Origin of the sequence: Terribacillus aidingensis (assembly GCF_900215625.1) — a bacterium.
GTDB classification, from domain to species: domain Bacteria; phylum Bacillota; class Bacilli; order Bacillales; family Amphibacillaceae; genus Terribacillus; species Terribacillus aidingensis.
This window is the reverse complement of sequence record NZ_OBEK01000001.1, coordinates 787899-814085: the sequence shown is the minus strand read 5'-3', so window position 1 is coordinate 814085 and position 26187 is coordinate 787899. Positions and strand designations below refer to the sequence as shown.

The window sequence follows — 26187 nt, the reverse complement described above, 5'->3', positions numbered from 1 at the left end:
ATTCTTAACAATTAGGACGAAAGCGAGCTGATTTTCTTGGCACAGCAAGGTTTAGCGGGCATTCGCTCTCACTATCCGAGGTTAAGTGATAAAGAAAAAAAGATAGCCGATTTTATTCTTAAACAGCCAGAAACGATTGTGCACCAAACAATCAGCCAAGTAGCCGACCATTTGGATGTGGCAGATGCTACTGTCTCCCGTTTTTGTAAGCGAATCGGCTATAAGGGCTATCAAGCATTAAAAATTGCATTAGCACCTGAGATTATGGCACCAAACGACATGCTGCATGAAGAGATTACAGACAATGATGACGCAAAAATGGTAGCCGAAAAAATTTTTCAATCAAATATACGAACGTTGGAAAACACCTTGCAAGTACTCGGTGAAAACGAATTAGAACAGGCAGCTGAACTGCTTCTTTCCGCTAGACGAGCAGAATTCTACGGCTTTGGCGGATCCAATATGGTTGCAATGGACGCTTACCATAAATTTGTCCGTTCGGGTGTACCCGCCTTCGCCTTTCCCGATGCTCATTTGCAGTTAATGTCTGCTTCCCAGCTGTCTAGTGAAGATGTCGCATTCATCTTCTCTCATTCAGGTGCCAGCAAAGATGCCTACCAGCTGCTTCAAACAATCAAGAAATCCGGAGCGAAGACAATCGCCATTACTGGGTTTCCTAAATCGCCGATCGGCCAGCAAGTAGACGTTGCCTTACATACAAGCTCCGAAGAAACAGCGTATCGATCAGAAGCACTCGCTTCCCGAATTGCACAGCTGAGTATTATTGATGCATTGTATGTCACGGTTATTATGCGTCAAAAAGACAAAGCGCAAGCATCCGTGGAAAAAGTTCGGAATGCAATCGCGGCAACGAAAATGTGACCCGCCAGGAACGGACGGGTCAACTTAAAAAAATGCAAAAAAATCGCTATTATTTATCGCCAAAGTGATAGGTTAGTGAATTTCGTATATGATACACTAGCTATATTCAATAGGGACGGTTATAAAGCTGCTTGCATTTTTACAAGCAGCTTTATTTTATCTGTAATCCTGTATATCGCCGTCCAGCATATTAAACTACTGGGAGTAACTGTATATGTCTGTTGTGAAAAGTACGGAACAATTAATTACATTCATGCGGAATTGGCATAAAACAATAAAATCACGTGATCGGATCAAGTCAGCCGTCCTTCGCGAAGAAGTGTATGCTGTTTTGCAAGCTGGTGATTTCCTGGATGACGCTTGGAACGGTTTTTTGCTGCTGGATGCACGGTATGATTTATTGATGGGCAATGTAGAGCTGGCAGAAGAAAAACTTTTGCGGCTTCAGCCTGACCAACTATTAGATCTTCAAGCCTTTCTCTATTATTGTTTTACAGCTCTCGTAAGGTTTCACAGAAAAGAATACCTTGCAGCAGTCGATTTATTCGAAAAAGCGGAGAGTTATATGCATGCAGTAGAGGACGAGGACGAACATGCCGGACTTCATTATAATAAAGCACTGCAATTTTATTATTTGGATATCAATGCATTGTCCATTTTTCATCTGGAAAAAGCAATCGCACTATATGAGCAGTATCCGGCGTATAAACTGAAGGTAGCAAACTGTAAATCGCTGCAAGGTTTAAATCAAATTGATGTGCGCGAATTTGAGAAAGCAGAAACTAATCTTACAGATGCCTTGTCTATTGCCGGAAGCGCCGGGCAAGAAGATTTAGCTGTTGTGTGCCATTTTAATCTTGGACTTATGTATCACAAACAGCAAACAGATGCGAAAGGTATCCCTTACTTGAAGCAAGTCATTGAACATCCTGACCATCCGTTATACATCCAGGCATTGTATACATTGACCCGATCGCTTTACATTTTGGAACGAACAGAAGAAGCGGAGCGCTATTACCGCACAGGGATAGAAGTATGTGAGCAGAAAAACAACAAGGAGTATTACTGGCAATTCACCATTTTATGGTCGAAATATATCGATTACGACAGCATGAATGACGTATATGGTGCAGCCATCTCTTACTTCAAAGAACACGGCTTATTTCACCTCATGCGCATACACGCCAGTGATTATTCTCAGCATCTTTGGGACACACAGCAAACTGATAAATTCGCTTATTATCATAAGTTATCCTTATCAAATGAATTTCAGTGAAACAGACACCTAGAAAAGAGTAAGCGAATCATGGTTTCAGGAGGTATGATGCTGAAACCAGAAAATATTGGCTTTCTATTATCAGAAAAAAATCCAAACATAGCTGCTAGTAACTGCAGTACGTTTGGATTTTTTTAGTTGAAACACCATTCACAGCTTTAACTCAATCCTTCCCTCTCGTCATCAAATCCAGCAGCAGTTGAAATTTCTGCATGACGTCTGTCATATCCAGCTGAAGCGCTTCGTTAATTTGATTAATTCGGTAATTGACTGTGTTCGGATGCACAAAGAGCGCTGCGGCGGTTGGCTTGATTTTACAATTATGCAGTAGGTATAGCTCCAGCGTTTTTAGCAACTCTTTTTTATCATTCGGATCAAGCTGACGTATCTTTTTTAGATCTTCGCTTTCATAGCCAAGTTCCTTGTTCTTATCGGCAATAGCTTGCAGGTAACGGCAAACATGCAAATCTTTATAATACAATGGCACTGGGCGATGGGTGAGTTTTATCGCTTGAATTACTTCTCTAGCTTGTGCAGCGCTTGTTAACATATTAATGGAGTCTCGGTAAACACCTCCGACGCCGCTAAGGATACAAGCTCCTTTATCCTTTGCATAATCGCGAATCCTTTGGATGACTTCCCTAGCTAATGTTTCGATTGGCGAATCAGCTTTCTTACCGCCATGAACGATTAATAATGTGTCATCCTTAATTAACACATGATGTAATTTATCCTCTAGCTGAAGCGATGTTTGCGCTACTTGCTTTAAATCATACAAGAGCTGCTCATCCTGCTGCGGCAGTTCAACAGCTGCAACAGCAAAATAATCCGGCAGCACGACTCCAAATTCCTTTGCCCCCCAGTCCAAATCAGAAGAGTGTTTATACAAATTATTGAAAATATTTTGATAAAACTGATCTTCCTTTTCCTCCTGTTTCAGCTTCGATTTTTGGATGTCATAAATGAGCCGACCGATGTGGAAAGAAATCTCATAAAGAAAATTAACATCTGATGCAGACAACGGCTTCTCCATTTCCTGAATCCAGACATAACCCATAACACGTTCCTCGTGCTTTGCGCTCACCACAATCCTAGTATTTAACCCAATCTCCGGCATCGCTAAGACAGTGAAAGGGCGTTCGTAAGTTTTTAGCTTATTTACGATCCCTGCCTCAATGAATCTTTCGTAAATAGGCAGTGTCCACTTCTTTGTGAATATTGTCTGCTGGTTTGCATCATCAAAATGATGTATATAGTGCGAATTGTACGCCAGCAAGGTATAATCAGCACTCTCAACGATCACCGGTCTTTCCAGCTCAAAGCTTAGCAAATCGATGACAGCATCCAAATCGTTGATGGATAAAACACGATCGAATAACTCCATAACTCATTTCCCCTAAGCATTTTCTTCTATCATAACGGACTCGATACGTTTTGCCTAGTATCTTCCAACTTTTCCATGTGATATATAAATATTAATAACGATTTTACTTAGAAAGCGTTATCTTCTTCTTTTATAGAATTTATAGCTAAATTGTACTACATAATCCTTTCTTCCTACCGATAATAATGTGTAGCCAGTAATATAGCACAGAGAGGAATATAAGACATATATGGAAGAATCTAAAAAGAGAGGTAATTTCTTTACCCGCAAAATTTTACGTAAGATTATTTATCCGATTGTAGCGATGTTTATTTTATCAGGACTCGTAACCGCTTATTTCGGGTACCAATTCAGCCGCAGCACTATGCTGGAAACGCAGACAGAGCAAATGAAAGATCAAACTGTTGTGCAATTAAACAGTATTTACGACTTATTCCTTGAGAATATAGAATCTAATCTGGACAGCATTAGTAAGATGCAATCGCTAAGAAATAACAATATGGACAGATTGGCTGCAACATTTGAAAGTTACGCAAAAGATAACGACAATATAGAGACGATTTTCTATCAGCCAATTGATGGAGAAATCGTCTCTTATCCAGAAGCTACTCTTCCGGAGGATTTTGACCCAACAACACGACCGTGGTACAAGCTTGGTTTAGAATTACAAGAAAAACCCGGTTACACTGACCCATATGTATCAAAAACTACAGGCGAACAAGTCGTCGATGCGGTTCAGCCTATCTTTGACAATAACAACAAGTTAAAAGGAATGCTGATTGTTGAATTTAGACTTTCCTCATTGAAAGGTCTTACAGAGCAAGTACAGGTAGCAGAGACAGGCTATGCGGTTGCTTTTGATTCATCAGGTCATTTCCTTTCCCATCCTAATGAAGAATATTTAGGAACAGACGCGACGGAAAATGATTTTTGGACAAAAATGATGGCTGCCGGTCGTTCTGGTATCGTGCACTATGAATTCGAAGGCGAGAATCGCGCACTAGCATTTACAACCAATGACCGTACTGGCTGGACAATTGCAGCGATTGTTCCGACAAAAGAATTCAGCGATTTAGCGGAAGGAATTATCCCGCCTCTTGTGATCACGGTACTTATCGTTCTAGCAATCGCGCTTCTTGTTACATTCTTCGTTGTCAACTCTGTTGTACGACCTATCAAGGTACTTCGCGATAAGATGAAGTTTGTAGAAGATGGCGACTTGACTGTCCGAATGAATACAAAATTAAATGATGAGATTGGCGACCTATCAAACAGCTTCAATACGATGATTGGCAACATACACGGCATGATGCAGCATAATACAGAGATTTCTGCTAATGTTCAATCTGCATCACAAGCTTTGTCTGCTAATGCGGAAGAAAATTCTGCAATGTCCAGTGAAGTAGCAGCAACAATGGAAGAGATTTCTGCTGGGACACAAAGCTTGGCAGAAATTATAGAACGTAATGCCGTTGCAACGGAGGCTCTATCTCAGAATATAAAACTAGTAGATGCGCACAACCAGCAAGTGTATGAAGAAGCGTTGGTCATGACAGAGTCTGCGAAAGTCGGCGGATCACAGATGCAAGACTTAATTGAGCAATCGAAGGATGCAATTGAAGCTACTGGTAAGATTGAAGAAGCTGTTAAAAGTCTGCAGCAGAAATCCAGCAATATTGGCGGCATTGTGAATACCATCACTGATATCGCCGGGCAAACAAACTTGCTCGCTCTTAATGCAGCGATTGAAGCAGCACGTGCTGGTGAAAGCGGCAAAGGCTTCGCAGTCGTGGCAGATGAAGTTCGCAAGCTTGCAGAACAAACGGAAACAGCATTACGTGATATAGCATCTATTGTACAAGAGATTCAATCGGAAACAGCTGAAACAGCAGCCTTCGCTTCCAAAACTGGTGACGTGGTAAGAGGTCAGGAAACGGCTGTAAATAGTACAAAAGAAATCTTCGTTCAGATTCAAGAAGCAATCGCCCACAATATGGAGCTGACTGCTCAAACGAAGGAAGAAATGAAATCCATGATGGAGCGGGAAGCAACGCTCGCAACCAATACGGGGGAAATTGCAGCAATCAGCCAGGAAACAGCAGCCGGTACAGAAGAAATTACTGCTTCTGTAGCGGATCAAAGCCAATCAATGGAACAGTTGAAAGAACTGGCCGAGAAGCTGGAAGCAGATTCCAATACACTGCAAGAGCAGCTGCAGCAATTTAAATTGTCATAAAAGAACTTGTGAGTTCGAAACAAAGAATGGAGAAGCACGCACCTGTGCTTCTCCTTTTTTATCATTTGCTCCCGAACATCATCTCCCTAATTTGTTCCACCGGCATCTCTTCTCCTGTAAATAACTTATACGCTAATGCCCCCTGCCAAAGAACCATCCCTAAGCCATTAATAGGAACAGCCCCAGCAGCTTCTGCTTGTGCGAGCAATTTGGTTTTTACCGGATTATAGACGACATCACTCACAATCAAGTTATCCCGCAGTACATCCAGCATATCACCCAAAATACTAGAATCATCGTGCGGCTTCATTCCTAAACTTGTCGCATTCGTCAGAATAGCACTTTCCGAGATTTCTTTTCGGAGCGCATCTTTGTCTTCAAACGGAAATACATTAGCCGTTACACCGTACTCTTTCATTTCCCTGTTGATAAACGACACATTATCTTCCGCATTAGCAAAGAGACTGTCTTGTCTGGCAAATACACTCAATTCTTTTATGCCTGATTGTACTAATTGTATGGCGATCGGGGCTGCCACACCGCCAGACCCTACAAGCGTTACCTTTATCCCATCCAGCGGTACGCCATGTTCTTTTAAATTCATCACATATCCAAGACCATCTGTATTATAGCCAATCAGCTTTCCGTCTTTATGGACAACTGTATTGCTAGCACGAGCCAGTCTAGCCGAATCATCCAGCTCATCCACGTACTGCATGATCGCTATCTTATTCGGCATGGATACATTAAATCCTGCTGCACCTAACGCTTTCATACCTTCTACGGAAGCTTGCAAACCTTCCCTTCCAACATCAAAAGCCAAATAAGCATAATTCAGACCACTGATTGTGTAGCCTAAATTATGCATGGCAGGTGTCATACTATGCCCAATCGGGGAAGCAAGCAACCCGATTAACGTCGTCTTGCCGTCAATTTGTGCAAGGTTTTTATCGTTGATCAAGCAGAAACCTCCAATCTAAGATAACATCGGGTCTTTACTTATACCTTATTGTTTGGAGGTTCCTCTCATGAACAAAAACTGCTAAACAAAAGCAGGCAGCGGATCTTCCAGTGCTGTGAAATCCTGCTTTATTTCCTCATCTGTTAATAAGCATAAATCCAGCTCATGCATTATTTTCTCTTCATTCATCTTTATTCCGATAAACACAATCTCCGTCATTCTGTCACCAAAAACAGGATGCCACCTGCTATCCAATTCCGAATCCTCTGCACGCAGCTGTTTTTGATCTTCTTCCGAGTACGCAGCAACCCAAGGACCAGCAGCTTCCAAAGTCAGTGATTGTCCAGCTTGCGATAACAAACCGCTCGTGTTTGGACGTGATGCCAGCCAGAAAAAGCCCTTTGACCGTACTACTTCTTTTGGCCACTGCTCCAGCCAATTCATCCAGCGTTCTGGATGAAACGGGCGTCTGTTTCGATAAACAAAAGACGCAATTCCATACTCTTCTGTTTCCGGAATATGTTCATGGTTCAGTTCCTTCACCCAGCCGGCAGACTGACTCGCTTTCTCAAAGGAGAAGGTATTGGTATCAAGCACCAGGTCAGGACTAATTTTGCCGTACGTTGTTTGATGTATTGCTGCGTCTGGATTCAATGTGTGAAGCAAGCTGTACAGCTGGTTAACTTCCTCCTGCACCAGCTGATCAATCTTATTGAGCAAAATGACATCGGCAAATTCAATCTGATCAAGCAGCAAGTCGGAAATTTCCCGTTCGTCTTCTTCAACTGCTTCTTGCTGTCGATCCAGTAATGTTTCTCCTGATTGATAGTCGTGCCAGAAACTGCCGGCGTCCACAACTGTTACCATCGTATCCAAACGGGTTTTGGCAGACAAATCAATGCCCAGCACATCCTCTTGCAGCGTAAAGCTTTGTGCGACAGGAATAGGTTCAGAAATTCCAGTAGACTCTACAAGAATATAATCAATATCCAAATCAGCGAGCTTATCAATCTCGACAATTAAGTCCTCTCTCAAGGTACAGCAAATGCAGCCGTTTTCCAGTTGAATCAGTTTTTCATCTGTACGCTTCAGCCCACCTTGTTCGACTAGCTGCGCATCAATATTGATTTCACTCATATCATTCACGAGCACACCAATTTTTAGATTTTGCTTGTTGGAAAGCAGATGATTTAACAATGTTGTCTTACCTGCCCCTAAATAACCACTCAGCACGGTTACAGGTATTTTCTGTTTCATGTATTACCAGCTCGCCTTCTTCACTCCCGGAATTTGCCCTTTATGTGCATACTCACGGAATTTAATTCGGCTCATACCAAATTTACGCATGTAGCCGCGCGGCCGTCCGGATATTTCACAGCGGCTCTTTAATCTTGTTGGAGAAGAATCACGAGGGAGCTTTCGCAATGCTTCATAATCCCCCTTTTCTTTTAACTCTCTGCGCAACTCGGCGTATTTAGCTACCATTTCTTGTCGCTGCTTTTCTTTTGCCACTTTTGATTTTTTAGCCATTTTCTATTCCTCCTAAATTAGTTTGCGGTTTGTATATTCCATTGAAAAGGATCCTGCAGCTGCGACCAATCACCGGCAAGTTCTGCTTCGGTCAGCAAGCAGCGGTCTAATTCTTCCGTAATTTCTTTTTGATCTAAATCGGTTCCGATGAAAACAAGCTGAGTCATGCGGTCGCCATACGTTGGATGCCAGACTTTATTCAGCGATGGGTTTTCCCGGCGTAAAAATGCTTGCCGGTCTTCATCCAACGCAGCAACCCAGTAAGAAACCGGCTCAATATTTGCTGCTGGGCCTGCCTGAGAGAGCAGCAAAGCAAATTGATTACGCGTGGCACACCAAGTAATTCCTTTCGACCGGACAATGTTCTCCGGCATTGTCTCGACAAAGTGCATAAAACGCTGGGAATGAAACGGATGCTGGCGGACGTAAGTAAATGATCCAATCCCATATTCTTCTGTTTCTGGCGTATGCTGCTCCGGTCCATTTTCTAATTCCTTCAGCCAGCCTGCGGAAGCACTGACTTTGTCAAAATCAAAGGATGCTGTAAACAAAATCTCTTTCGGGTCGATTCTCCCGTGTGTTGTTTCAATAATCTTTGCTTCTGGCTGTAATAGGCGAAGTACATGTTTCAATTGTTTAAGCTGTTCTGCTTCTACTAAATCGCATTTGTTTAAAATTAATACATTACAAAATTCAATTTGATCGAGCAGCAAATCAGCAATTTCTCGTTCATCGTTTTCCGCGGCTTCCTGCTGGCGATCCAGCAGGCTCTCTCCCGAACCAAAATCATGCCAAAAACGATTCGCATCGACTACCGTTACCATCGTATCTAGTGTTGTAAAATCAGAAAGATTGATGTTCGACTGTTCATCAATGTACGAAAAAGTCTGCGCAACTGGTACCGGCTCACTTATCCCGCTAGATTCAATTAAGATATAGTCGAACTTGCCGTCTTTCGCCAGCCTCTCTACCTCAACGAGTAGATCATCACGTAAGGTGCAGCAAATGCAGCCATTCGACATCTCAACTAGCTGCTCATCAACACGTGACAGTGTGCCTTCGTTCTCCACCAGAGCAGCATCAATATTGATTTCGCTCATGTCGTTTACAATGACCGCTACTTTCAGCCCGTCCCGGTTATGCAGCACATGATTCAGCAATGTGGTTTTGCCAGCACCTAAATATCCGCTCAGCACAGTTACGGGGATTTTCTTTTCCATATTATCACCTCTATACGTAATAATTACGATTTAAAATCAGCTAAATTTTTTTGCCTGTTCAAGCACCTTTAGATTGAAACTCGTCCACCTCACCAAGACAAAACGCAAATCCTGCTCGCAATTCTTCTTCATTTAAATCCTTGCCGATAAAAACAAGTTCAGTTTGTTTTGCTTCTCCTTGCTTCCACTCTCGCTCCCTATTGCTGGCAAAAAGCATATGTACACCTTGGAACAGAACCCGACGCTTCTCGCCTGCCACATGAAGTATACCTTTATACCGGAAAAGACTTTCACCCTTCACCTGAACCAAATACGAAAACCATATATCCAGACGTTTAGAATCCATTGGACGGTCGTCTCTTAACACGATTGCCTGGATATCGTCGTGATGGTGGTGATGATGCTGCTTGAGCAAATCAGGACGAATACGAAGTGTGTGATCGAGCGAAAAACTGTACACATGCAGCAGTTTATCTAGCGGTACATCACTATTTTGTACGTTATATATTTCCGCCTCTGGGTTGATTTGCTGCATTCGCAAAATCAATGCTTCCCGTTTGTCCTGTGAAACAAGATCCTGCTTATTCAAAATTATTCGATCGGCAAATGCAATTTGCTCTTGTGCAATTTGATGTTCGGTAAGCTGCTTGTCTATATGCAAGCTATCTACTACCGTACTCACGCAATCAATTTCGAACCAATAGCGCATGACATCATCCATAAGAAATGTTTGTATCACAGGAGCTGGATTGGCTAATCCGGTTGTTTCAATTACTACCCTTTGCAGCTGTGTTCCTTCTTTATGTGCACGTACAAGCAAATCTTTGAGTATTCTAATTAAGTCACCACGCACATTACAGCAAATACAGCCGTTGTTGATTTCGATAACCTCTTCTTTTGTTTCTTCTACAAATTTTCCATCAATGCCGGTTTCACCGAACTCATTGATAATAACTGCTGTATTGCTGCCGCGCACATCGCGCAAAATCCGATTTAATAACGTCGTCTTTCCAGAACCAAGAAACCCAGTAATAAGGCTTACTGGTATTTTCTTTTGCTCGTCCGTCATGTTACACCTCACATTTTTAATTCGTAACGGTTACGATTTATATCGTACAACAAGCATTCCCTGTTTGTAAAGACATAGTCTAAAAAATTGTGTGTAAGATAAGTTTACAAAGTGTTTGTTAGATTAATGAAGAGTCTGTAAAATTGGTTTTAATATATCCTAGCTCGGGTATAATAAAAGGTGACACCATGAAAAGGAGAGAATAGAAATGAAAAGCAAATTAGACGAAACACCGAAAGTAATTCACTGCAAGGACGATGCTGAATTCAGAGATTGGCTCACAAGATTGAGTGACGATCCAGAGAACGAAGAAGAGCTGGACGGTTAACCCCTTCTCCTCTATCTTCCTTCTTTTTTTATATCCTCTAAAAAAGCGTGCCCACTGGGCACGCTTTCCTCGTTTTTTGGACATGTTCTATTCTGTGATGTCTAGCTGCAGAAGCCAGGAACTATAGGATAAGCGCTAAATCCCTATGTGGGCAAACCACCCACTCCGGGCTCCCTCGCTTATTCCTACGTTTCTAACCGGTTTTCTCCGCTTTTCTTAATACATTTCACTCACAGTCTTTGCTAGCATATGCAGCTGCAGGTAGTCTGGTCCGCCGGCTTTGGAGTCGGTGCCGGACATTTTGAAGCCGCCAAATGGGTGGTAGCCTACGATGGCGCCGGTGCAGTTGCGGTTAAAGTATAGGTTGCCGACATGGAATCGTTGTTTGGCGTATTCGATGTGGTCGCGGTTTTTCGTGATCACAGCGCCAGTCAAACCGTACTCTGTGTTGTTTGCTACATCAATGGCTTCTTCAAAGCTGGATACTTTCGAGAACCCAAGTACTGGTCCGAAGATTTCTTCTTGCATCAAACGGGATGTTGGTGACAAGTCAGCGAAAATGGTCGGCTGGATAAAGAAGCCTTTACTGTTGTCGCTGGAACCGCCGCTGACGAGTTTTCCTTCTTCTTTCCCAACTTCGATATAATCAGCTATCTTATCAAATGAAGCTTGATCGATAACTGGTCCCATGTACACATCGGCACTTTCCGGAGCTGCCGTAATGCGAGACTCTGTTATTTCAATAACACGCTGCAGCACAGCGTCATATACTTTTTCATGCACAACCGCTCGCGAGCCAGCCGAGCATTTTTGGCCGGCAAATCCGAATGCCGATACAGCAATCGCATCTGCAGCAAGTTCGATGTCTGCATCTTCGTCCACAACAACAGTATCTTTTCCGCCCATCTCTGCGATGACTTGTTTTAGATGCTGCTGTCCTGGCTGTACTTTAGCTGCTTTTTCGATAATACGTGTACCGACATCACGCGATCCGGTGAAAGTAATAATACTTGTTTTCGGATGCTCTACTAGATAATCGCCAACTTCGCCTCCGCTTCCTGGCACAAAATTGATGACGCCCTTCGGCACACCTGCTTGCTCCAGCACCTCTACAAATTGTGCCGCGATAACTGGTGTTGCACTTGCCGGCTTCAAGACGACTGTGTTACCTGTTACGAGCGGCGCAACAGTTGTTCCTGCCATGATTGCGAACAAGAAGTTCCACGGCGAAATAACGACTGTAACACCAGTAGGCGTATAAATGTAGCGGTTCGATTCTCCCTCACGAGACAGGATTTCTTTCCCTGGCGCCAGCTCCATCATTTGACGTGCATAATATTCCATAAAGTCAATTGCTTCTGCGGTGTCGGCATCTGCTTCTTTCCAAGGCTTGCCGGCTTCCTTAACAAGCAGGGCAGAGAAATAATGCTTTTTACGCCGAACGATTGCTGCAGCTCGCATGAGAATGTGCGCACGCTCTTCTGCCGTTGTGTAGCGCCATGTTTCAAATGCTGTCGCTGCTGCTTCAATGGCACGTTCAGCATGTTCTTGAGTAGCTTTCGAAACTTCCCCTACTACTTCTTCTTTATTTGCTGGATTAATGGAGACGATTTTTTCATCAGTCGTTACCTTTTCGCCGTCGATTACAAGGGGGTACTTGTTTCCCATCACGTTTTGTACCTGCTTCAGTGCCTCTTGGAAAGCCTGCTGCTCTTGCTCCTGTGTAAAATCAGTGAACGGTTCGTGTTTATAAGGTGTTGTCATGATCTATCGCTCCTTTTGTTTATTTTTTGGTCATGCCTTTCAGTGCAAATGCAATATTTGCCGGCCGCTCTGCCAGCCTGCGCATGAAGTAGCCGTACCAGTCATCTCCATAAGGCAAGTAAATGCGAACCTTATAGCCTTGCTTTACGAGCTCTTCCTGCAGCTGCTTCCGCATACCATACAGCATCTGAAATTCAAAATTGTCTTTCCCAATTCCTTTTTCCAATGCATAATGTTTAGCAAAGGACACCATTCGCTCATCATGCGTGGCAATAGCTGTGTAGTTCCCGCTATCCAGCTGTTTGGCGATAAGTTTGCGATAGTTGGCATCAACGTCTCGCTTTTCTTGGAAAGCAACGGAAATCCGTTCTTTGTAGGCACCTTTCACTAAGCGGACGAATGGCTGCAGATGCTGCATCCTATCCAAATCTTCACTGCTGCGGTAAAGATACGCTTGAATGACCGTGCTCACATGCTGGTAATCAGCTCTGAGCTCTTGAAACAAATTCAATGTTTGCTCACATCGCGTTGAATCTTCCATGTCAATCGTCACCATGACGCCGAGACGATCCGCAGCTGTCAAGATCCGGCGCAAGTTCAGGCGAACAAGCTCTTCACTAATATCCAGCCCAAGTGCGGTCAGTTTCAAAGAAACGTGCGCATCCAGATTTTCTTCCTTGATCATCTCAAGCGCTGCGACGATTCCTCTTGTACGCTCTAGAGTCGTTAGTGGATCGTCAACATACTCACCTAGATGATCAACTGTTACACTCATACCAGCTTTGTTTTGTTCCTGGATGAATGGAATGGCTTGATCGAAGGATACGCCGCCAACGATTTTCCCTTTCACCATTTTAATGCCGTATTGGCTGGCCAATTTGTTCAACTGCTGGTTCTTTGATAGATACAAGAAAAAATTGCGAGATAAAGCTTCCAACTGTAACACCTCCCAATTCACTTGCACATGTGCTATACGTTCATTGTAGTCGGATGGGAAAGGGCTTACAATATGCAGGAATGACAAACATTTCAACTGTTTTTGTGTGTTTCACACAAAGATTAACCAAATGCTTCATTATTTCCGCTTGACTGGTTTACTTGTCTGTTCGTACGGTAACATGTACTTATTAAAGGTTCGATTTACACCACATAATGTCGAACAAACGCGGAGGACATTTCATGAAAAAGCATAAATGGATCTGGATTGGAGGAGTTATCCTTCTTATCGGGATTGCACTAGGAGGATATATGATGGAAAGACAATCTTTACGGAAACTCGCAGACAATGATGATTTACGTATTGGCTCTTCCATCCGGTATGATGCGCTAATGGAAGATACAGCCTATCAAGAGCTCGCGACGACTGAATTTTCCAGCTGGACAATTGAGAACGAAATGAAAATGGATGCCATGCAGCCTGAGGAAAATGCTTTCAATTACGTCAAAGTGGATGAAATGACTGAGATGGCTCAAGCGCATGATATTGCCATCCGCGGTCATGTACTGGTCTGGGGAGAAGCACTGCCAGCTTGGGTTCAAGAACAGGCTGTTGACCGTGTATCGGCTGAACGCATCCTAAAATCGCACATCCAAAATATCGTAACACATTATAAAGGCAGCATTGACACCTTTGATGTTGTAAATGAAGCGTATCATGATAATGGCACGCTCCGGGATAACATTTGGCTGCGTACAATCGGTCCGGATTATATTCCGCTTGCTTTCCAATGGGCGCACGAGGCCAACCCAGATGCTAATCTTTATTACAATGACTTTGGCACGGAAATGTCCAACAAAAAATCAGAAGCGATGCTGGAGGCATTAAGCGCTTGGAAAGAAGAAGGCGTCCCAATAGACGGCATCGGCACACAGATGCACCTAGACGCTGCTGATACTCGCTTCTCCAAGGATCGTATCGCAGAGTGGTTCCAACGGATCGAGGATGCTGGATTCCAAGTAGCTGTCACAGAAATGGATGTAAAATTGCAGAACTTGAACAATGGAGATGCGAAAAATATACAAGCAGAGCGGTACAGGGATGTCATGGAGGCCTGTCTGGATACAGCAGCCTGCGGAGAATTTACAGTTTGGGGCATTTCCGATAACCATAGCTGGATCACCGAACAAGAATCAGCTGATGGAAAGCCATTATTATTTAATGAAAACAGCCAGCCAAAAAAGGCTTATCACACAATACAACGGAAGCTGTTATTCTAATCAGCTTAGGAGATAGACGATTGCGATACATAGTCTATGGAGACGACATTACTGGATTACAGCTTGAGCGGCTGCCAAGCAGAACTTAGAAGACCACTGAAACCTGGACAAATTTTACGTTTGTACACGAACCGCAATAGCTTCCGTGAAAGTGATGTTCGCATCCAACGGGTTCAAGCAGCTATTTAGCCGGATTGCGCTTTTTGACCGAAACTGCTGATTCAGATACTGCTTCATACGTTTGCATGTTTTGGTTGACCCTTTTACTTTTCCGCTAGCAAACTCAAAAACAGAGCAGAAGGCGTATACCCTTCTGCTCTTGTTTATCCCTTAATATATTCATACAGTTCCTGCGTCTCGGCCTCTGCACCGAATGCCCGTGTTGCATCCCATATCTTGTCCACATCTGCTCCATTGATTTCTGCGTCTAGGTCATGGATGATACGATGCACATACCGCAAGCTGTTCACATCTGCACTGTCGGCTGCAATGCGCATGAATGCCTCTGCATTCCACATATCGTTTACTGCCTCAGAATCTGCAAAGCCTTCTGTTCGCAGACGCTCTACGTCCTCCTTCAGCTGTTTCCATTCTTGTGATTGCGCCAAATAGTCAATATCTACGTTGTCAATATGACCCCATCCGGTAAGATCATTCAAATAGGCATGCTGTTCACTGATAATTTGTTTGGCGAGCTCTTCATTCCTATACGCCACTGACGCATCATAGTCCTTATATGTTAGCGTTGAAAGAAAATCTTTCGTGCCGCCAGAGAGATTGGTTAGCTGCGAAGCTCCTTCTTCGTTTTCTTCCACAGGCTCCATCTCAATAACTTCTTGTTCCGCTGCCGCTTGCTCAGCAGCTGGCTGTTCTTTTTGCTTCGAATCCGCACTGCTTCCTCCATCTTTTGTTATGAAAATGTAAGCTCCTGTACCAATGACGGCTACTAAAACGATACTTAGTAATGTAAGAAAAAATGCCTTCAATGTACTGCCCCCTTGAAATTATGAAACTATTAGACAAATTGCTAGGTTCCATTATAACAATAGTTGCCAGAAATTTCTGTCGAAACATAAAAACAGGACGCAATCTGCGCCCTGTTTTTCTATTCTCTATTCTTCATCCTCCATCATATAACGATATGCTTCCGCAAATAGAGTCATCTGGCTATCAACCAGCTCTTCGTTGTCTCCTCGCGTCACATAATGATAGACTCCGAATTCATCCTGCTCTCTCGCTTTGCTGTTATCTTGAAGCATAAGATCAAGAATATTGCGAATGCGGCGTTTAATCGGTCCGTCATAGATGGGGAACAAGATCTCCACTCGCTTCTCCATATTTCGGGTCATCATATCCGCTGAAGACAATTGAATTTTCTCTTCTCCGTTATGATGGAAATAATAAATGCGTGTATGCTCTAAGTATCTTCCAACAATACTTCTCACTCGGATGTTTTCACTAATTCCTTTGATTCCCGGACGTAAGCAGCAGATCCCTCGAATGATTAAATCTATTTGTATACCCGCAACAGATGCTTCGTACAGCTTCTGGATAATTGGCTTATCCGTAAGAGAATTCATTTTCATGATAATGCGTCCATTATTATAACGCTTATGCATCTGGATTTCATCATCAATCATCTTAATAATATCGACTCGAATATCAAATGGTGCCACCGACAAATGATGGAAGGCTGGCTTCTCGGTATATCCGCTCAAATAATTAAAGAAATTCGTTGCATCAATACCCATCTTCCGCTTCGAAGTGAACAAACCCATATCTGTGTACAGCTTGGCCGTCTGATCATTATAGTTGCCCGTACCAAGGTGAACAAAGCGCTCAATTCGGTTATGTTTTCGTCTTACTACCAGCGTGATTTTGCTGTGGGTTTTCAGATGTGTCATACCATAAATTACATGACAGCCGGATTTCTCCAGCTCCTTTGCCCATTGCACATTATTCTCTTCATCAAAACGCGCTTTCAATTCGAACAAGACAGTCACTTGTTTGCCCTTTTCTGCTGCTCGTTTTAATGCATCAATAATTGGCGAATCACCGCTCACACGGTAAAGCGTCTGCTTGATTGCCAGAACATCCGGATCATCCGCTGCTTTTGAGACGAAATCGACAATCGGCTCAAATGACTCGTAAGGATGGTGCAGGAAAATATCCCGGTCATTGATCGCATCAAATAAATTTTCATCCGTCTCAATCTCTGCGGGCGGCTGCGGAATGAGTGTTTCATAAACCAGATGTTCTCGTTTGGGAGCAACTAACTTATAGAATTGCATCATCTTTGTCAGGTCAATTGGCCCATCAATCTCATATACATCTTTCCGGTGGATATCTAACGTCTCCGTTAAGAAATTAACCATACTAAGATCATATTCCTGCTTCGGGATTTCCAGCCGGACGGCTGCGCCCCATTTACGCTTCTTCAGTTCTTTCTCGATAACCTTTAGCAGATCTCGAGCTCCTTCTTCATGAATTGTCAGATCTGCATTCCTGGTAATCCGGAATACAGTGGATGATTTGATTTGATAGCCGCGGAAGAGCTTGTGGATATAATGGCTGATCACATCTTCCAGCAAGACGAAATGCAGCGCATCCTCGGCTGTATCTGCAAGCGGAATAAACCGATCCAGTACGGCGGGTACTTGTACAATCGCTCGCTTATGCTGGGTCGTCTCGTCAAGCTCTCTTTCATCCAGTAAGGAAACAGCTAAGTTTAGGCTCTTATTAAGCAGCATCGGAAACGGCCGGTAAGCATCGACTGCCATCGGTGTAAGGACAGGGAAGATCTCCTCTTCGAAAAATGTTTCCATCCGAAGCAGCTGTGCACTGGAAAGCTGGTCCATTTTAAGCAGTTCCACCTTTTCCTCTCGCAGTTCCGGAATGATGCTCTCTTGAAAGACACTATTTTGTACTTCTACGAGTCGGTGTGCCTTGGCGCCTATTTTCTGGAGCTGCTGTTTCGGCGTCATGCCAGCCTTATTCTCTGGCCGGTTGAATCCGGCTTTCACTTGATCTTTCAGACCAGCTACTCGCACCATGATAAACTCATCCAGATTGGAACTGAAAATTGACAGAAACTTTAACCTCTCCAACAAAGGGTTGCGCTTATCAAGCGCTTCCTCCAGCACTCGTTCATTAAAAGCAAGCCAACTCAACTCTCGGTTATTGTAATAATTCGGGTTATTCAATTCTATCCGTAGCTGTTCCTCTGTTCTCAAATCCCACGCACCACTTTTCGACAATATTCTTCACTTTTATTATAACAGCTGAGCCACTTTCAGCAGTAAAACAATTGTAAAATTTGTGTAAAGTTTAACTAATATAGGAAGTTGCGTCTTCCTGGAATGTGAGCTGGATATTGCGGCGCAGCTGCTTTTCAAGATGTTTCTTCTGCTTTTCCACCTGGTAGCTCTCCGCACGCCAATCTTCTTTACATGTAACTCTCAATACGAGCTCCGCACCTTCTAGCTGCAAATCAATCGCTGATATAATATTGCGCTTTGTCGCATGCAAACTGTTGGCTAGTTTAATCACTGCACCAAGCAAGCGATAATGAGCCAGCTCTTCTTCCTGGAACCATGTTTGGAACACTTCTGCATTTCGGTTGTAGAAAGATTTATTCTTGAAAGATGCGAGCAGCGCTAAAATTATTCGATCTTTATGCAGCAGTCCATCAATTGTACGATTGGCCAGCAAATAAAAAGAATGCTGATTACCTGATTCTGTATCGATATACGCGCCAATGTTATATACATACGCAGCATATCTTACTAAGAAGATATCATGGTCCGTTAGTGTTACCAATCCTTGCTTCTCTACAAGCTTCGCCAGCTGCAGCGCTGTTTCCTGCCGATCTTTTGCCTTGTTAACATCAATCTCAAAATCCTTCGCCAGCTCATCAAAGCTCCGCTCAAGTACGTCTGAAAACAGTGTCATCTCTTCTCGACGCTGAAGCACTTCAAACAGAAGTCCATCCCGAAGTCCTTTTCGGCTTAGTACAAACTCACTTGTGCCTACATAATCAAGCAGGCAGCGGAACACTTGCATTGCCGGCAAAATAGTATCAGCCCGGTCTTTCGACAACCCATCGACCTTCTGCAATTCTGCAAAGCTGAGCGGCGCAATCTCTTCTTCTATATTCTCGATATCCTGCTTTGTCATTTTGTATTGATGCAAACCTGCTAACGGATAGCCGACTTCTTCTTGGTGCATTTGCACGACATTCCGCGCGCTGCCTCCGATGGCAATAACCGGCAGCTGTTTGTTTTCCAGCCACTCCAAAGTCCGAAGCTGCTCACAAACATACGTATGAATTTGGTTAAGTTCTTCTTCGGTCGGCTTTTCTCCAGCTACAAACTGCCGCTTTAGTGACAAAGCACCGAATGGAAAACTATGATAGAAGCGCAATTCTTTATTTTCAAAATACGTTAATTCCGTGCTGCCGCCACCGATATCGATTGTGATTCCATCGCGGAATGGTGTGCTGTTCGTTACTGCCAAATAGCCAAGATAAGCTTCTTCATAATCAGACAATACCTTGATATGGAAATCCGTCTTCTGCTCTACTAAATCTAATATCTCTTGCTGGTTTTTCGCGTGACGCACAGTCGCTGTCGCTACACATGTTGTCGTCTCCAACTCATAAAAGCGCGTCACTTCTTGGAAGCTCTGCAATGTCTTAATTAATGTCTTGATTCCGTTCTCATCCAGCACACCATCTGTATTAAGATAGTTGCGCAGGCGTGCGACAACCTTCACATTTTCTCTTTCTTTAATGCGACCGCTCTTATCCCGTACATACACGACGAGTCGCATCGTGTTTGAACCGATATCAATAATCGCATAATACTTCGTTTTCATTCCAAATCCCCTCACATCTTCAGCCTTTTTCTCCATATTACCCAAAGTAAGCGTGTCATAACATTTTGCCTAAAAGAAAAGCCGCACATTTGTACTTGTGCGACTGGCAGGCATTACCCTACTGCCTTAATTTCTTTTGTCTCTTCTTCTGTTTCTTCTTTTTTATCTTGATCCGATTCATACGCCGGCTTATCAGGTTCTGCCTCAGAATCAGGTTTCTCTTCCTTCACTGGTTCCTGTTCTTCCTTTTGTTCTTCTGGTTTCGATTCTGGTTTCGGTTTCTTTACTGGTTTCTCTTCTTCGGGCTCTTTTACCTTTGGCTCTTCTTCGGGCTCATCCGTTTCACCCTTCTTGCTGGATGAAGATCCGCCGCTCGTGCTGCCAGAATAGCTGCTTCCCCTATAACTTGCTGAACTGCTGTTATCGCTATAGCTGGAGGAGCTGGTGCCAGTAGAACTTCTCGCAGGCGCTGTGTCATCATATGTTTGCGTCTCATCATCAGAATCAGAGCTGGATGTGTCGTCTCCTGTTTCTTCTGTCTCAGCCATCTCTTCCGTTGTTAACATATCTTCTTCTTCCGTGTCAGCCTCTTCTTCAAGCGATTCAGATTCTTCCTCATCTGCAATCATTTCTTTTTGAAGGGCAAATTCACCTTCGATATGTTCGATCTTCACTTCTTTTGGAGCTGTTGATAGCTGGGCTTTCGCCGCAAAAGACTGCTCTTTCTGTTCATTCGCTTTTAACGAGCTGCTCGTAACAGATTTATTTTGTACGTAAAAGAAAGCGGAGACTGCAACGCCAAGAAAGAGAATGAACGTACCGATTAACAGCGTTTCTTTCTTCACTTCGCTTCTCCTCCCTCTTCGTACAGTTCAATTGGAAGTCCATCTGGATCCCGGAAAAAGGTAAATGCTCTTTCCGTGAAAGGATCCATACGCACCGGCTCTGTTTTTACACCCATCGCTTCTAAACGCGCAGTCTCCTGCTCGACATCATGAACGGTAAAAGCTAGATGTCTGAGACCAGCAGCTTCCGGATAGCTTGGACGAGCGGGCGGATTGGGGAAGGAAAATAACTCAATTACATAGGTATCTCCTAGAGCGAGGTCCAATTTATAAGAATCTCTTTCTTTCCGATAAGTTTCTCTGATAGTTTCCAACCCTAATATCTCTGTATAAAATCGTTTGGATTCTGCATAATCCGAACAAATAATTGCAATATGATGCACAGCTTGCAGCACAGCGCTGCCTCCTTCCGACATTACCATTTCTTCCATTCTACTACAAAAACTTCCTCTAATCAGCATATTCTGCAAAAGATATGCGCAGCTTTACAATATCTCGGAATAATCTAAACCTGCTGCAATTTCCTTTGCTTGTTTGCGATTTTTAACACCGAGTTTTTCGTAAATACGATGGAAATAAACTTTCACAGTACCAAGTGATAATGCCAGCTCTTGTGCTATCTCAATGTTACGTTTGCCTAACTGCAGCTGATAAACAAGCTGCAATTCTCGTTTTGTCAGCTTGCTCTGCAAGCGTTGATCATGGGTATCTTCTGACCAGTAGGCAAGGATTTGTTCGACGTATTTGATTTGCTTCTTTGGTACTTCTTCTAATTGGATCAGCTCTTCGACCATGTTTCGTACCGTCTCCCCGCCCAGCCAGTATGTACGCATGTATTTAGAATCCGCACTGAGTCGCAGTGCTTGTTTGAGTGATGCTAATGCCGCATCTGTATCATCGTTATATAACAACACTGCCTGCGTAACAAAAAGGTCAATTTCCGCACTTATCCGACCTCCGAATTTGACGAAGGGCATTAACTTCTTAATGTAACTAAGCGCAGTTTCCCGCTCATTTAATGCTGCATAAGCATGGACAAGGGTGACATATTCAAACAAGCTTTTCTGCTGAATCGGCGGTTCCTGGAGTACAAATAACGAAAGCCAATTTCTTATACGATCTGTATCGTTTTGCTGAATGGCAATATGGACGCGAGCAGCTTCTGCTTTTTTAAACCAATCAGACGGCGCGTTGCTCGTTGTGAGCATATCCTTCAGTGCGTGCAGCGTTGCTTTTGCTGCTTGTGCATTTCCCTGCTGCTCTATCTCCAGACGTGCCTTTAAAAGATAGACAGGCACGAGCAAACCTGGAAGGCCAAACAAATCTGCAATCATGAGCGCTACATCCAAGTGGCGCTTCGCTTTTCCAGACTGTCCCCATTCATACGCAATTTCTGCTAAGCAGATGTGATAGTACCCGCTGAACACAGATTCTTTCGTAATTTTCGGGGCTAAGCGTTCATATAGTCGGTGAACAGAACGCAAGTCACCGCCACCGCCAATCGTAGAATGCATAATCGTCGCGTCGTGACGATTGTAATCGAATGAGTGGGAGAAATAGCTGCTTGTAATCGGACTGTACACCAGTGACTTGTTGGCATGATCGAGTGTGCTCTTTGCGTCATCCTGCAATATGGATATGAACGTCTTCAACGTATACACATCGGTGAAATACCGCTTTTCTTCCTCTTCGGTCAGCTGCAGTTCCCGACGGAGCAGCTGCTCCTCCAACATATGAGCTTGCCGCTCGGCAAGCTCTGGCTGAAAGCGGAAGCAGACGACCCATCCGTAAATGATGCCAAGCTCCAGCTGGTACATATACTTGCGCGGCAGCATGCTTATCCATTCTTGCAGCTGCGCTACACGTCCTTCCTCCAGAAGAGCGGGCGCAGCTTTTATGATTAGCCGTTTCAGCCGTTCCTGATCACCAGCTTTTGATGCATAGTGAATGGCCATGACGAGCGTCTGCTGCGTTTCGTACCAGTCACTTGCCCGTTTGTACAGTTCCTTGACATCTATTTCTGCTTGCATATCAAGCATCTCTCTTAAATAATTGCGAAGATGTCGATTTAAGGAAAACCAACCCGATTCTTCTTGCCCCTCAACGAGAAGACCTTGTGTTTTCAATCGTCTAATAATGACACGCCCGCGCCTTGTCCCAGCAAGGTGATCACATAATCGAATATGCATTGTATTTAGTACGGCCGAACAAAGCAAATAATGCTGCTCGCTTTCCGATAAACTATATACAATTTCCTGAATAAGCTGGCGCGCTACCGTCACATTTGAAAATTGTAAATCGGCGTAGTCCTCGCGCAGTTGTTCATACATATGAACAAGCCGCAATCCTGCCGGCCAGCCTTTTGTCTGCTGCATAATGTTCGCTATTACTTCTTCAGACGGCTCTCTATGAAGATACGTTGCGACATATTGCTGCAATTCTTCTACTGTCAAAATAAGGTCTTGTTTGGTAATCTGCAGCACTTGCTGATGACGCAGCAGCCGCTTGAGTGATACCCCAGTAAAAGACTGACCCGAGATGATGATATGATATGTATCCGGCATTTCTTCAATCCAGGTAATCAATTCTCCTAACTCTGGAGAATCCATCATCATATGAAAGTCATCAATGATTAACGCACCACTCACTTGATACGTACGAAGACACGTACAAAGCGTAGCAATGAAATGGGTTGGCGAAAAGGACGTACTCTGGAGAATATCCAGCAAGTTAATGCGTTCCTGTTCCGGCAAACCCGGCATATGTACAATCACTTTCTTCCAAAAGGAGACGCGCTGAATATCTTCTTCTCCTAAACTGATCCAACCAACTTCCAGATTGGTTTTCGCCGCCCATTCTTTTAAGATTGTTGTCTTCCCATATCCGGAAGGAGCCGTCACCGTTGTCAGCTTACAAGTTTCGAGATTGGCCCATACACTGTCAGGCTTAATACGCTCAATTTCCATCCGTCCGATAGTGCCTGTATGTGCCAATTGATCCAAAGTAAGTTTTCGTTCCCTCATCGCCATCAACCTTCTTCATCATAGTTACATTGATTATAGCAAAAATTGTAGAATTTTGCGGTATAATCTAGCATTTCTGTATCTGTAATTACAAATATTAATAGTATATTGGATGCATTACCATTAAAATCAAAAAAGTCACATTGCCGCCAGCGGCAGATGTTCTATTTACGATAAAACTTGTCCATTCATCACTATAACGCGCTCATATCAATCAAAACTCTTCTTTTTGTTTCGTTCCAGCGAGCCATTTCCTTCATTATCTCGATCGGCGCAGATAAAGCCATACCGTTTATTTAACTCCGCCTTCGAGGCGCTGACTAGGTCAATTGGTCCCCACCGATTAAATCGACGCCATCCGCTAAAACATACCGGCCTTACACCTCGGCAGTACTGAGAGAAAACATAAAAAAATCCGACAGCAGGAGCTGTCGGATTTACAATTTTAGTTAGCTGGCTGATTGGACTTGCCCGCACGAATGACAGACGGACGTCCAATAGAATAATAATCGATATTCGCTGTTTCTACATAGCTGAGCGGGTAGCAGTTGCGGCCGTCAATGACGATCGGCTGCTTCATTTTTTGTTCGAAAACAGTTAGCGGAAGGTCCTTGAATTCATCCCACTCCGTTACGATGAAAGCTACATCTGCATCTTGCAGTGCTTCTTCAGTGGATGCTGCATAATGAACAGATTCCGGAAGCAGACGTTTTGCATTGTCCATGGCGATCGGATCAAATGCTGTAATGTTTGCGCCAAGGTCTGCCAATTTGTGCGCCAGAACGATACTTGCTGATTCGCGCATATCATCTGTGTTCGGTTTAAATGCTAAACCAAGCATCGCCACTTTCTTGCCTTCCAAACCGCCGCGTACGACCATTTGTGCAATATCGAGCGGAAGCTGCTGCTGCTTGTTGTTTACATTGATTACAGACTCCAGCAAATCAAATTTGTGATTCACACCGCCGGCAATCTGGATCAGTGCTTTTGTATCTTTCGGGAAACAAGAACCGCCGTAACCAATTCCTGCATTGAGAAACTTATCGCCAATTCGTTTGTCCATTCCCATTCCCGCAGCAACATCTTCAATATTCGCACCAAGCTTACCGCAGATTGTGCCGATTTCATTGATAAAGCTGATCTTCGCTGCCAAGAAGGCATTAGAAGCATATTTAATCATCTCCGCACTCTCGATATCCGTACGGAAAACAGGTACGCCGAATGGTTTGTTGATTGCCTCAATTAGTTTAGCTGCTTCTTCAGATTCCGCTCCGATTACGATACGGTCACCGTTATATGTATCGTAGACAGCAGAACCTTCACGAAGGAATTCTGGATTCGATACGACTTCAATTGCAACATCACGATCAAGCGCTTCGGTAATCCAATGCTTTACAAGCTTATTGGTTCCGACAGGCACCGTACTCTTCGTAACGACAACTGCTCCTTGATCCGATACATTGGCAGCAATATCTCTTGCTACTTGCTGTACAAAGTCAAGATTAGCAGAACCGTCTGCTCGTTCTGGCGTGCCTACGGCAATATAGATAGCCTCTGCATTTTGGAAAGCGATGCTGTGGTCTGTTGTGAAATGCAGCCTGTCTGCTTGCATATTCTTTTGAATCAACTCTTCTAATTCAGGTTCATAAATTGGAGAAATACCGCGGTTTAATTTATCTATTTTAGTTGGATCTACATCCAAACAATATACATGATGCCCAATATCAGAAAGCGCCACTCCTGTAACCAGTCCTACATAACCAGTTCCGATAACTGCGATTTTCTTTCCCACTGATGTCACATCCTATTTTAAATAAAGTATGTTTGTTAAAAGAATTCTAGCACCCAAACACAGATAAAAAAGGACATTTACATAGTCTTAAGACTTTCTTAGCAAACTTTAAATTCCCTTTACAAAACGGAGCACCTCTCCTTGTTACGAGAGGTGCTCATTTGTATCAACTGTTTTTCTTACATTCTAGTATAAATGGCTGCTCCTTGAGTTTGCGTCTCACTTCACGTCCCCAATTTTTAACTGCATCGACAGTCGCATTCTCGATACGAGCAATCTCTTTTATTGGCAGCTTGCGTTCGAAGCGCCAGTATACATATTTATACTGCTTATCTGTTAAAGTACGTTTGACGTTTTGCCAAAATTCCTCTTTCTCCAGAAAATCCAATTCTTGCTGAATGGCTGCTTGTGTGTGGGCTTCATTAATAATGAGGTCTGTCTTTTCTTGTTCGCGGATGATTTTTCTGAGGTAGTCAATCAATCGATAGCGGATCATTCTGCTTACATAGGAGTCAAAATTGCCTTTCGTCTCATCATATCCTTTACAGGCGAGGAATAAAGCCATAATACCTTCTGATAGAAACTCATCATGCGGATCTCGAACTCGCATTCGGTGGATGTGGTAGTGAATCATGTTTTTATACTGATCAAGAATTGCGTCAAAGTCTTTACTGCGAATATCCATTCTTTCATCCACTCCTTTAATTTTCATTAGGTAAAACAGCTTATGAATGTCGTCCCTCCTTTTCCTTAATTTAGGACTTTTTGTTCATCCACAGCTATTC

21 protein-coding genes are annotated in these 26187 nt (G+C 43.5%); 5 read left to right on the top strand and 16 right to left on the bottom strand.

Annotated elements, in window-relative coordinates:
- Positions 1-36 precede the first annotated feature (36 nt).
- Entirely contained in the window at positions 37-882 is an 846-nt protein-coding gene (locus CRO17_RS03850; protein ID WP_097039415.1) for a MurR/RpiR family transcriptional regulator, read from the top strand.
- Between the two features lie 214 nt (positions 883-1096).
- Complete coding sequence (locus tag CRO17_RS03845) at positions 1097-2158, top strand: tetratricopeptide repeat protein (RefSeq protein WP_097039413.1); 1062 nt, start codon at positions 1097-1099, stop codon at positions 2156-2158.
- Positions 2159-2321: 163 nt separating this feature from the next.
- On the opposite strand, the gene CRO17_RS03840 is transcribed toward CRO17_RS03845, so the two are convergent.
- Positions 2322-3542, bottom strand: a complete 1221-nt coding sequence (locus CRO17_RS03840; RefSeq protein ID WP_097039411.1) for a PucR family transcriptional regulator — start codon at positions 3540-3542, stop codon at positions 2322-2324.
- A gap of 229 nt (positions 3543-3771) precedes the next feature.
- Between CRO17_RS03840 and CRO17_RS03835 the strand changes: the two genes are divergently transcribed.
- Positions 3772-5778 carry a methyl-accepting chemotaxis protein gene (locus CRO17_RS03835; protein ID WP_097039409.1) on the top strand — a complete coding sequence of 669 codons (2007 nt, stop codon included), beginning with the start codon at positions 3772-3774 and terminating at the stop codon, positions 5776-5778.
- 61 nt (positions 5779-5839) lie between these two features.
- On the opposite strand, the gene CRO17_RS03830 is transcribed toward CRO17_RS03835, so the two are convergent.
- From CRO17_RS03830 to CRO17_RS03800, 7 genes are all read right to left on the bottom strand, one after another.
- Positions 5840-6736: a quinate/shikimate dehydrogenase gene (locus tag CRO17_RS03830; RefSeq protein WP_425444403.1), complete on the bottom strand. Its 897-nt coding sequence runs from the start codon at positions 6734-6736 to the stop codon at positions 5840-5842.
- A gap of 84 nt (positions 6737-6820) precedes the next feature.
- Positions 6821-7996 (bottom strand): GTP-binding protein, encoded by a 1176-nt coding sequence (locus tag CRO17_RS03825; protein ID WP_097039405.1) that lies wholly within the window; start codon positions 7994-7996, stop codon positions 6821-6823.
- 3 nt (positions 7997-7999) lie between these two features.
- Positions 8000-8269, bottom strand: a complete 270-nt coding sequence (gene rpsN / locus CRO17_RS03820) for a 30S ribosomal protein S14 (protein ID WP_077307359.1) — start codon at positions 8267-8269, stop codon at positions 8000-8002.
- A 17-nt stretch (positions 8270-8286) separates the two neighbouring features.
- Positions 8287-9489: a GTP-binding protein gene (locus tag CRO17_RS03815; protein WP_097039403.1), complete on the bottom strand. Its 1203-nt coding sequence runs from the start codon at positions 9487-9489 to the stop codon at positions 8287-8289.
- A gap of 58 nt (positions 9490-9547) precedes the next feature.
- Positions 9548-10558: a CobW family GTP-binding protein gene (locus CRO17_RS03810; RefSeq protein WP_097039401.1), complete on the bottom strand. Its 1011-nt coding sequence runs from the start codon at positions 10556-10558 to the stop codon at positions 9548-9550.
- Between the two features lie 544 nt (positions 10559-11102).
- Positions 11103-12650: an L-glutamate gamma-semialdehyde dehydrogenase gene (pruA, locus tag CRO17_RS03805; protein WP_097039399.1), complete on the bottom strand. Its 1548-nt coding sequence runs from the start codon at positions 12648-12650 to the stop codon at positions 11103-11105.
- Positions 12651-12669: 19 nt separating this feature from the next.
- Complete coding sequence (locus CRO17_RS03800; RefSeq protein WP_097039397.1) at positions 12670-13587, bottom strand: proline dehydrogenase family protein; 918 nt, start codon at positions 13585-13587, stop codon at positions 12670-12672.
- 242 nt (positions 13588-13829) lie between these two features.
- Between CRO17_RS03800 and CRO17_RS03795 the strand changes: the two genes are divergently transcribed.
- Both CRO17_RS03795 and CRO17_RS17430 read left to right on the top strand, forming a co-directional pair.
- Positions 13830-14867: an endo-1,4-beta-xylanase gene (locus CRO17_RS03795; protein ID WP_179636815.1), complete on the top strand. Its 1038-nt coding sequence runs from the start codon at positions 13830-13832 to the stop codon at positions 14865-14867.
- A 36-nt stretch (positions 14868-14903) separates the two neighbouring features.
- Entirely contained in the window at positions 14904-15056 is a 153-nt protein-coding gene (locus tag CRO17_RS17430) for a hypothetical protein (RefSeq protein WP_179636813.1), read from the top strand.
- Between the two features lie 134 nt (positions 15057-15190).
- Here CRO17_RS17430 and CRO17_RS03790 read toward each other — a convergent pair whose 3' ends face one another.
- The 8 genes from CRO17_RS03790 to CRO17_RS03750 form a co-directional block, all read right to left on the bottom strand.
- Positions 15191-15853 carry a hypothetical protein gene (locus CRO17_RS03790; protein ID WP_097039392.1) on the bottom strand — a complete coding sequence of 221 codons (663 nt, stop codon included), beginning with the start codon at positions 15851-15853 and terminating at the stop codon, positions 15191-15193.
- A 126-nt stretch (positions 15854-15979) separates the two neighbouring features.
- Positions 15980-18100 carry an RNA degradosome polyphosphate kinase gene (locus CRO17_RS03785; protein WP_097039390.1) on the bottom strand — a complete coding sequence of 707 codons (2121 nt, stop codon included), beginning with the start codon at positions 18098-18100 and terminating at the stop codon, positions 15980-15982.
- A 94-nt stretch (positions 18101-18194) separates the two neighbouring features.
- Entirely contained in the window at positions 18195-19742 is a 1548-nt protein-coding gene (gene ppx, locus CRO17_RS03780) for an exopolyphosphatase (protein WP_097039388.1), read from the bottom strand.
- Positions 19743-19855: 113 nt separating this feature from the next.
- Positions 19856-20587, bottom strand: a complete 732-nt coding sequence (locus tag CRO17_RS03775; RefSeq protein WP_097039386.1) for a hypothetical protein — start codon at positions 20585-20587, stop codon at positions 19856-19858.
- A complete protein-coding gene (gene gloA2, locus CRO17_RS03770) occupies positions 20584-20982 on the bottom strand; it encodes an SMU1112c/YaeR family gloxylase I-like metalloprotein (protein ID WP_218839521.1) in 399 nt (132 codons plus the stop codon). Before gloA2 ends, CRO17_RS03775 begins: the two co-directional genes overlap by 4 nt.
- Before the next feature lie 90 nt (positions 20983-21072).
- Positions 21073-23610 carry a LuxR C-terminal-related transcriptional regulator gene (locus CRO17_RS03765; RefSeq protein ID WP_179636811.1) on the bottom strand — a complete coding sequence of 846 codons (2538 nt, stop codon included), beginning with the start codon at positions 23608-23610 and terminating at the stop codon, positions 21073-21075.
- 445 nt (positions 23611-24055) lie between these two features.
- Positions 24056-25402 carry a UDP-glucose dehydrogenase family protein gene (locus CRO17_RS03755; RefSeq protein ID WP_097039380.1) on the bottom strand — a complete coding sequence of 449 codons (1347 nt, stop codon included), beginning with the start codon at positions 25400-25402 and terminating at the stop codon, positions 24056-24058.
- Positions 25403-25568: 166 nt separating this feature from the next.
- Positions 25569-26114 (bottom strand): sigma-70 family RNA polymerase sigma factor, encoded by a 546-nt coding sequence (locus CRO17_RS03750; protein ID WP_097039378.1) that lies wholly within the window; start codon positions 26112-26114, stop codon positions 25569-25571.
- Between the last annotated feature and the right edge of the window lie 73 nt (positions 26115-26187).